General features: G+C 62.6%; 7 protein-coding genes. 2 read left to right on the top strand and 5 right to left on the bottom strand.

Going from position 1 to position 7,778, the window contains the following annotated elements; all coding sequences use genetic code 11:
* On the top strand, positions 1-2,219 hold a 2,219-nt coding region (locus AC1DJH_RS32855), incomplete at its 5' end, for an error-prone DNA polymerase (RefSeq protein WP_478188583.1).
* Positions 2,220-2,481: 262 nt separating this feature from the next.
* Positions 2,482-2,703 (top strand): hypothetical protein, encoded by a 222-nt coding sequence (locus tag AC1DJH_RS32850; RefSeq protein WP_478188582.1) that lies wholly within the window; start codon positions 2,482-2,484, stop codon positions 2,701-2,703.
* Positions 2,704-2,742: 39 nt separating this feature from the next.
* On the opposite strand, the gene AC1DJH_RS32845 is transcribed toward AC1DJH_RS32850, so the two are convergent.
* The 5 genes from AC1DJH_RS32845 to AC1DJH_RS32825 form a co-directional block, all read right to left on the bottom strand.
* Positions 2,743-3,102, bottom strand: a complete 360-nt coding sequence (locus AC1DJH_RS32845) for an H-NS histone family protein (protein ID WP_478188581.1) — start codon at positions 3,100-3,102, stop codon at positions 2,743-2,745.
* Positions 3,103-3,853: 751 nt separating this feature from the next.
* Positions 3,854-4,363: a hypothetical protein gene (locus tag AC1DJH_RS32840; RefSeq protein ID WP_478188580.1), complete on the bottom strand. Its 510-nt coding sequence runs from the start codon at positions 4,361-4,363 to the stop codon at positions 3,854-3,856.
* A 99-nt stretch (positions 4,364-4,462) separates the two neighbouring features.
* Complete coding sequence (locus AC1DJH_RS32835; RefSeq protein WP_478188579.1) at positions 4,463-5,152, bottom strand: FMN-dependent NADH-azoreductase; 690 nt, start codon at positions 5,150-5,152, stop codon at positions 4,463-4,465.
* Complete coding sequence (locus tag AC1DJH_RS32830; protein ID WP_478188578.1) at positions 5,149-6,483, bottom strand: MFS transporter; 1,335 nt, start codon at positions 6,481-6,483, stop codon at positions 5,149-5,151. Before AC1DJH_RS32830 ends, AC1DJH_RS32835 begins: the two co-directional genes overlap by 4 nt.
* A 136-nt stretch (positions 6,484-6,619) precedes the next feature.
* Positions 6,620-7,778: YncE family protein (locus AC1DJH_RS32825; protein WP_478188577.1), on the bottom strand; the 1,159-nt coding region annotated here is incomplete at its 5' end.

Raw genomic sequence — 7,778 nt, 5'->3', positions numbered from 1 at the left:
TCTCTGCCAAGGTCCAGGCGCAGATCGAGCACGAGCTGGCGCTGATTGCCGAGCTGAAGTACGAACACTACTTCCTCACCGTGGCCGACATCGTGATGTTCGCGCGCTCGCGGCACATCCTCTGCCAAGGCCGCGGCAGCGCTGCGAACAGCGTGGTCTGCTATTGCACGGGGGTGACCGAGGTCGACCCGGGCCGCATGAGCGTGCTTTTCGAGCGCTTCATTTCCAAGGAGCGCAACGAACCGCCGGACATCGACATCGACTTCGAGCATGAACGCCGAGAGGAGGTGCTGCAGTACCTGTATGCCAAGTACGGACGCGACCGGGCTGCCATCACCGGCGTGGTGATCAGCTACCGCCCGAAGAGCGCGATCCGCGACGTCGGCAAGGCGCTCGGGATGTCGCTGGAGACCGTGGACGCGTTGGCCAAGGGCCACCAGTGGTGGGACGGCGGACAGGTCCGCCCCGAGCGACTGCAGGAGATCGGCCTGTCGCTGGAATCGCTTCAGGTCCAGCAGCTGATACACGTGACCGGACAACTCATCGGCTTTCCACGGCACTTGAGCCAGCACACCGGCGGCTTCGTACTGACGAAAGGGCCGCTGTGCCGCATGGTACCCATCGAGAACGCCTCGATGCCCGACCGCACGGTCATTGAATGGGACAAGGACGATCTCGACGCGTTGGGCCTGCTCAAGGTCGATTGCCTGGCGTTGGGCATGCTGACCGCGATCCGCAAAGCTCTTGACTTCATCGGCCTGCGCAAGGGCTGCGTCTTCGGCATGCAGGACATTCCGGCCGAGGACAGCGAGACCTACGACATGATCTGCAAGGCAGACACCGTCGGCGTGTTCCAGATCGAGAGCCGCGCGCAGATGAGCATGCTGCCGCGCTTGAAGCCGCGCTGCTTCTACGACCTGGTCATCGAGGTGGCGATCGTGCGGCCGGGCCCCATTCAAGGCGGCATGGTGCACCCGTACCTCGCGCGGCGCCAGGGCCGGGAGCCGGTGGTGTACCCGAGCGAGGCGTTGAAAGAGGCGCTAGGCCGCACACTGGGCGTGCCAGTGTTCCAGGAACAGGTGATGCAGATCTCCATCCTCGCGGCCGGCTTTACGCCGGGCGAAGCCGACGGCCTGCGGCGCTCGATGGCCGCATGGAAGCGCAAGGGCGGGCTGGAGCACTACTACTCGAAGATCGTGGATGGAATGACCTCGCGCGGCTATGAAGAAAGCTTTGCAAAGGCCATCTTCGAGCAGATCAAGGGGTTTAGCGAGTACGGGTTCCCGGAGAGCCATGCGGCGTCCTTTGCGCTGCTGGTCTATGCCAGTTGCTGGATCAAGTGCCATCACCCGGCGGAGTTCCTGGCGGCCATGCTCAATTCGCAGCCGCTGGGTTTTTATTCGCCATCGCAGCTGGTGCAGGACGCGCGCCGACATGCTGTCGAGGTGCGGCCCGTCGATGTGATGTACAGCGACGTGGATTGCACCTTGGAAGACATGGACCATGACCCCGCGGTGCGTTTGGGACTGCGCATGATTGGTGGGCTCAAGGCGGCCTCGGCGGATCGCATCGTCGCGGCGCGCAGTCAGCAAGTCTTCGACAGCGCCGAAGATCTGGCGCTGCGCGCGCAGCTCGAGCTGCACGAGATGAAATTGTTGGCCGCGGCCGATGCACTGATGAGCCTGTCGGGTCACCGGCGCCAGCAGGTCTGGGAGGCCGCGGGGCTGCGCGCCGCGCCGGGGCTGCTGCGCGGGGCACCGGTCGACGAGGACTTCCTCGAGCTCGACGAGGCACCCGAGGGCGAAGAGATCGTGTTCGACTACGCGTCGACGGGACTGACCCTGCGCCGGCATCCGCTGGCCTTGCTTCGCGAGCGCCTGACCCTGCGCGGCATGATGACCGCGCAGGACCTGGAGTCAATCGAAGACGGTGAACACGTGAGTCACTGCGGCATCGTCACCTTGCGTCAGCAGCCCGAGACCGCGAAGGGCACGATCTTCCTGTCACTGGAGGATGAGACGGGCGTTATCCAAGTCATTGTGTGGAAGAGCCTAAGGGAAGTGCAGCGTCAGGAGTTGCTAGGCGCGCGGCTCATGGTGGTGCATGGCAGGTGGCAGCGCGAGGGGGCAGTCAAGAACCTGATTGCATCTCGGCTGGAAGACCTGACGCCGTTGCTGGGGCGATTGGGCGCCGCGACGGTGAGCCGGGACTTCAGATAGCCCCCCGTCAGCGACGGGTCCCGATGCGCGCCGCTGCGTGGGCGCTGGAGAGCGGCCGGTCGCGCCTTGCGGTTGGAACCAACCCGCCATCGAAGCTGTTTACAAACGACGATCTGGGCGAACTGGGTGGGTGCGGACCGGCACACTGCGACCATGCCCGTGTGGTTGCCGCCATCCGTTCTCGCCGTCGCTTGGCCTAAAAGGTTTCGGCGGATGCCTTGGCGCTGGCGACGGCATCTGCTGCCAGCGGCTACACCGACGCTTGCGCCTTGCAGAACCAGGTGTGCGCGCTGAAGGCGTTCCCTTCACCACCGCCGTGGTCGTCGGTATTGATCTGATCGTTTACGAGCGCCGCTACTGCTATGAGCACCAGGCGGACGCACAGGCGGCACTGGCTCCCGGGGACGGTCGCAGCCGGCCATCGGGGCCCTGGATCAAATGCAAGGGCACCGGCATCGACTTGTTCAACCTGGAGCACCGCTGACACCGGGCATCTTGTATCCGACGCCAAGTGACGAGGGGTTTACTTGGCGAGCAGTTCTTCCGCGGACTTCCCAGCGTCAAGCGCAGCTTTGAACCAGGCGGGCCGTGGGCCGCGGCCACTCCAGACATTGCCTTCCGGGTCGCGGTATTTCGGTGCCGAGACACCGTGGGCCTTCGTTGACGCTTTGGTGCCGCGGCGCGCGCCGGACTTCTTCTGTGTCGCTGTGCCACGCTTGGATGCCGCACCGAAGCCCAGATCGGTGGCGGAGAAACCGTAGACAGCGATGGCTTCCTTGATGCGGCCCAATACTTCTTCGGCTTCCTGCTGTTTGATCTGCTCAGCTTCCTTCTGCAATTGCTCGATCTGCTTCTGGATCTCAACGAAAGTCTTCTTTGCCATAGCGTTCGCCTAATTCGCGGTGATTGGAGGCTTGCATTATGAGTCACAAAATTAGTTGACTCGCAATGCGCCGCATTCGAGTGACACCAATGACATGCGAATGAATGGGAGTCTCGATATAATGTGATGCGCACTAATGCACGAACGCGCTGTCTTGGCCGTCAGGGTCGGCCGGGTGCAGCGCACGCGTGGATGGGGCGACGCACGTCGGGAGTCCATCGCCCATTGCCATTGATCGTTATTGTTCTCGAGTCGATGGAATCAGCGGCACACGTCAGTCTGATCTGAATGCTCAACAGATCGAGCTGTTGCCTCGCGGTGATGGCCGGATTATGTGCACTTCGCATTTGCATCGAGAGCACGCGCAAGGCAATGTTCGAGTTCGACATCGCATGTCGCCGCACCGACCGGTTCGAAGCGCTTTGAGAACGGGTCCCGTAACGCCCCATTGTCGAAAAGACCGAAGCATGACAATGGCATCTGAATAGAGTGCGGAGGCCTGAAATCCGAAAAAAACTTACTGTCGTTATGTCGTTATGTCGTTATGTCGTTGAACTCGAGTTGTGTTGCGCGTACAAGCGCGGACAAGCACCGCATGGCTGAGATGGATCGGCGCGCTGGCGGGGCGCCCAGCCGATTTCGAACTCGATGCGCCTATGGTGTGGATTAGCCGCTGCAGCGTGTTGATTCCGGCGGGCGATATTTTTCGGCGAGAGGCCGAGACCCTGGCGTGTGCGGGTACATCGATCAGCTATCCCGCAGCCGCGAACCTTTCGGCCCGTGCTGCTGCCAGCACCGCGTCTGCGCGCAGCGCAAGCGCGTCCGCCGGTGTTGCTTCGCCAAGCCATGCGTTCGGCGCGGCAAACCATGCAGCAAGGTCCGTGTCGTCGAACACGTCGCGAAGCTCCGCCACGACCTGGCGTGCAGTCTGGGTCACCTGCAATGTGACGGGGTCAAACTGAAAGACCGGCAGCCAGGTTCGATTCTCGGCAACGAAGCTGACGACTGTCCGGTCAACAATCCATCGTGCCACCTGGGAGAGCGCCTGTCCCTGCTTTTGAGCCAGGGCAGCGCAAAAAGCGTCCGCGGTCACTGTACCGCCCGATGCGCTATATGCATCCGTCAACTTGGCGAATTGCGACGAAGGGTGTTGATGCATGAGCGAGGGATCTGCCGCGGCCGTGCCCGACCCGCCGGAGATCAAGCGCGACAGGCCATCGCCTTGAAGTTCTTGCGGTTGGGCGTTGTTTGCATGCGGCACGGTCACTCTCCAGGTTATGTAGGGGCATCGACGGGTGGAGACTTGAGACCTTGGCGCGCTGCAACCTCGGAGTGCCAGGAAGCTTTTGCGTCGCCGGGGTCAGGCGCTGAGAGTGGAGATCTGCTCGAGTGCTTGATCGACCGCTGCCTTCCTTGCTTCCGGGCCGAAGGCAATTCCTTCTGCTCGAACGACGGTTACGTCGGTCACGCCTAGAAATGCGAGCAGCCCGATCAGATATGTTTCCTGATGCTCTAACCTGGCCGCAGGGGTACCAACCGAATAGACGCCACCTCGGGAGGATGCGATAAAAGCCTTCTTCTGCCGCAGCAGGCCCTCGGGCCCAGCTGCCGTGTAGCGAAAAGTTTTCCCGGCCAAGGCGACGCGGTCGATCCAAGCCTTCAAAGGGGTAGGGATGGTCAGGTTGTACATAGGGGTGCCGATGACAAGAATCTCGGAGCCAATGAGCTCTTCCAGATAGTCATTGCCTTTCTGCACGTCGGCAGTGAGGATGGAATCTTCAGATGAGCTGCCTTGCCACACGGCCATGTGGGCAGCTGAGAGATGCAGCAGCGGATCGGCCGCTAGATCTCGATAGATCACTTCGATGTTCGGGTGTAGCGCACGTTGACGCGAGACGATTTCTGCAGAGAGCTGGCGGCTCACGGAAAGGGGCCGAGAACGCTGGAGTCGAGGTGGAGGAGCTTCATGATCATCTTTCGGAAGTGTGGAGGGATGTCTGGGTAGTGCACGCGCCGCAGAATTTTTTGATGCCACGATGCTGCGGTTCATCGTCGTCCTCCCTCCTCACCGCGTTGCGCGGTGAGATCCTTTCGATACGTTTCTGGTGTCAGGCTCGCCGTGACCAGACTCACGACGCCGGCAAGCGCAATGAACACGCCAATGGGCCACAGGGCGCCTGCCCAGGCCATCAGCCCTGTAGCGATCAGCGGCGCGGTACCGTTGAACACCGCCCCGCCGAGTTGGTAGCCGATGGATGCACCCGAGTAGCGCACCTTCGTATCGAACAGCTCTGCGAAGTACGCCGACACCGAGCCGTACTGGCCATAGTTCGCAATACCAAGACCCAGCGCCATCGCAAGCCAGAACATTGCGGGAATGCCGGTATTGATCAGCCAGATGGCCGGAAAGACGATGACGATTGCAAAGCCGACATAGGCCATGTACACGCGACGCCGGCCGAACTTGTCCGAAAGCCGTGCGGCCAGCGGTACGGAGATTAGGCCCACGGCCCCGCCTATCACGTTGCCCATGACGCTGGTGCTGGTGGAAAATCCCAGATGCCCCACCGCATAGGTAGCTCCGAAGAAAGAGTAGGTGCTGGAACCAACGCCGTCTATGCACCGCAGCAGAGCAACGCGGAGGATGTTGCCAGGGTGTCGCAGCACTTCCATGACGGGCTGGCGAGCAGGACCGCCCGTCACCTTCATCTTCTCGAAGGCCGGCGACTCGGTGATCTTCAGTCGGATGAACAGGCCGACGCCGAGTAGAAGAATGCTGAGCAGAAAAGGAATGCGCCATCCCCAGTCCATGAAGGTGTCATGCGGCAGAAGTGCGAACGCCGAGAAGGTTCCTGTGGAAAGGATGAGACCCGCCGGTGCGCCCATGTGGGCTGCGCTGCCGTACAGCCCGCGCTTTCCGGCCGGCGCATGCTCCACCGCCATCAGCACCGCGCCGCCCCATTCGCCGCCGACGGCAATTCCTTGTGCCAGGCGAAGCACCAGCAGCGCGATGGGCGCCCAGATGCCGATCTTCTCGTAGGTGGGCAATAGTCCGACCAAGGTCGTTGCCACGCCCATGATGAGCAGCGTGGCCACCAGCACCGATTTTCGTCCGACGCGGTCACCGATATGGCCGAAGAAGGCGCCACCGAACGGGCGCGCCAGGTAGCCCACCGCGAAGGTGGCGAATGAGATCAGCGTGCCGACCATCGGGTCGTAGTTTGGGAAGAACAGCTTGCTGAACACGACGGCCGATGCAATGCCGTAGAGAAAGAAGTCGTACCACTCGATCGCCGTTCCGATAAAACTCGCCATGGCCACCGTGCGCACGGAGGTTTCGGCACGGCCGGGGCTGGAATTCTCTGCAATGAGCGATGACATGGGACGCCTTTTCTTGGAGATGTTGTGGTGTCAAAAGTCTAGGTAGTGCCCTGCCAGTCTCATAGTCAGAAGATCATCGGATGCCATAAAGCCAGCTTATGCCCGTTGCCTTCTCTGCGCCCTGAATGGGTGCTGCTCAGAGGCCCTGCACCTGCACTGCCGCGGCGGGCTTGCCGTCCAATTGGGGCGCAATCACCAGAAAGCGCCTGCGGTCCGCTGCGCTTGACCCCTGCACCTGCTGACGGATCGGGCCGATGGCGTTCACGATCGCGGCGCCTGCGGGGTTGGTCATGAAATTCGCCAGCGGCTGCAGCGTGCCGCTGCCGTCCGGCTGGTCGGCCAGCGCGAGCACATAGGGCTGCCTGGGCTCCAGCCCGCTGGCCGATGCCTGCAGCACCTGCAACAGGCCCTGGTCGAACAGCGACACGCTGGTGGGCGCGTTGGCCATGGTGACGGCCTTGCCACCCCGCAGCGGCACCAGCGTGAGGTGCGCGACCTGGCCGGCCACGCCGGGTGGCTGCAGGCCCGCCATGCCGTCGCCCTCCGGCACGGCATTGGGCACGTACGCGATGGCCTGTGGCGCCTGGCCGATGGGCACAGTGTCGACCACGGTGTTGCTGTCGGTGTCGATGGCCGCGAGCGCGTCGGCGTTCTCCAGGCCCACGTAGATGCGCTTGCCGTCGCCCGAGGGCCAGATGCCGTGCGGCAGCTTGCCCACGGGGATGGTCGCGACCTGCGAGAAGTCGTCGGTGCGGAACACCTTGACCACGTTGAGGCCGCCGATGGTCACGTAGGCGAAACTGCCCTTCTTCGTTATCGCGAAGTTGACGTGGTTGGTGAGCGGCCCCGTGTCGAAGGACTTGATCACCGCGAACGGCGGCTTTGCGTCGAACACCATCGTGCGGCCCACGTCCTTGAGCGTCATCCACACCTGCTTGCCGTCGGGCGCGGCGGCGATGTTGGGGCAAAAGGGGCTGTCCTGCTTCACGCGGCCCACGGTCTGCTTGGTGGCGGTGTCGATCACCACCGTCTCGGGGTTGAACGACGAGCACACGTAGCCGTACTTGCCGTCGGGCGAGAAGATCTGCATGCCGGGGCCGCCGGGCGTGGTGATGCGTGTCTTCTCCTCGAAGGTGGCGGCGTCGAGCACCGACACGTAGTTTTCACCGCGCACCGTGACCCACACCTCCTTGCCGTCGGGGGTGTAGAAGGCCTCGTGCGGCGAGCGGCCGACGTAGGTGGTGTGCTTGACCGCGTTGGTCGCGGTGTCGATGAAGGTGACGGAGTTCGGAGTT

The sequence above is a fragment of the Variovorax sp. 10N412 genome, from assembly GCF_056394985.1.
The sequence above is the reverse complement of the archived record's forward strand: the minus strand, read 5'-3'. Positions and strand labels throughout refer to the sequence as shown.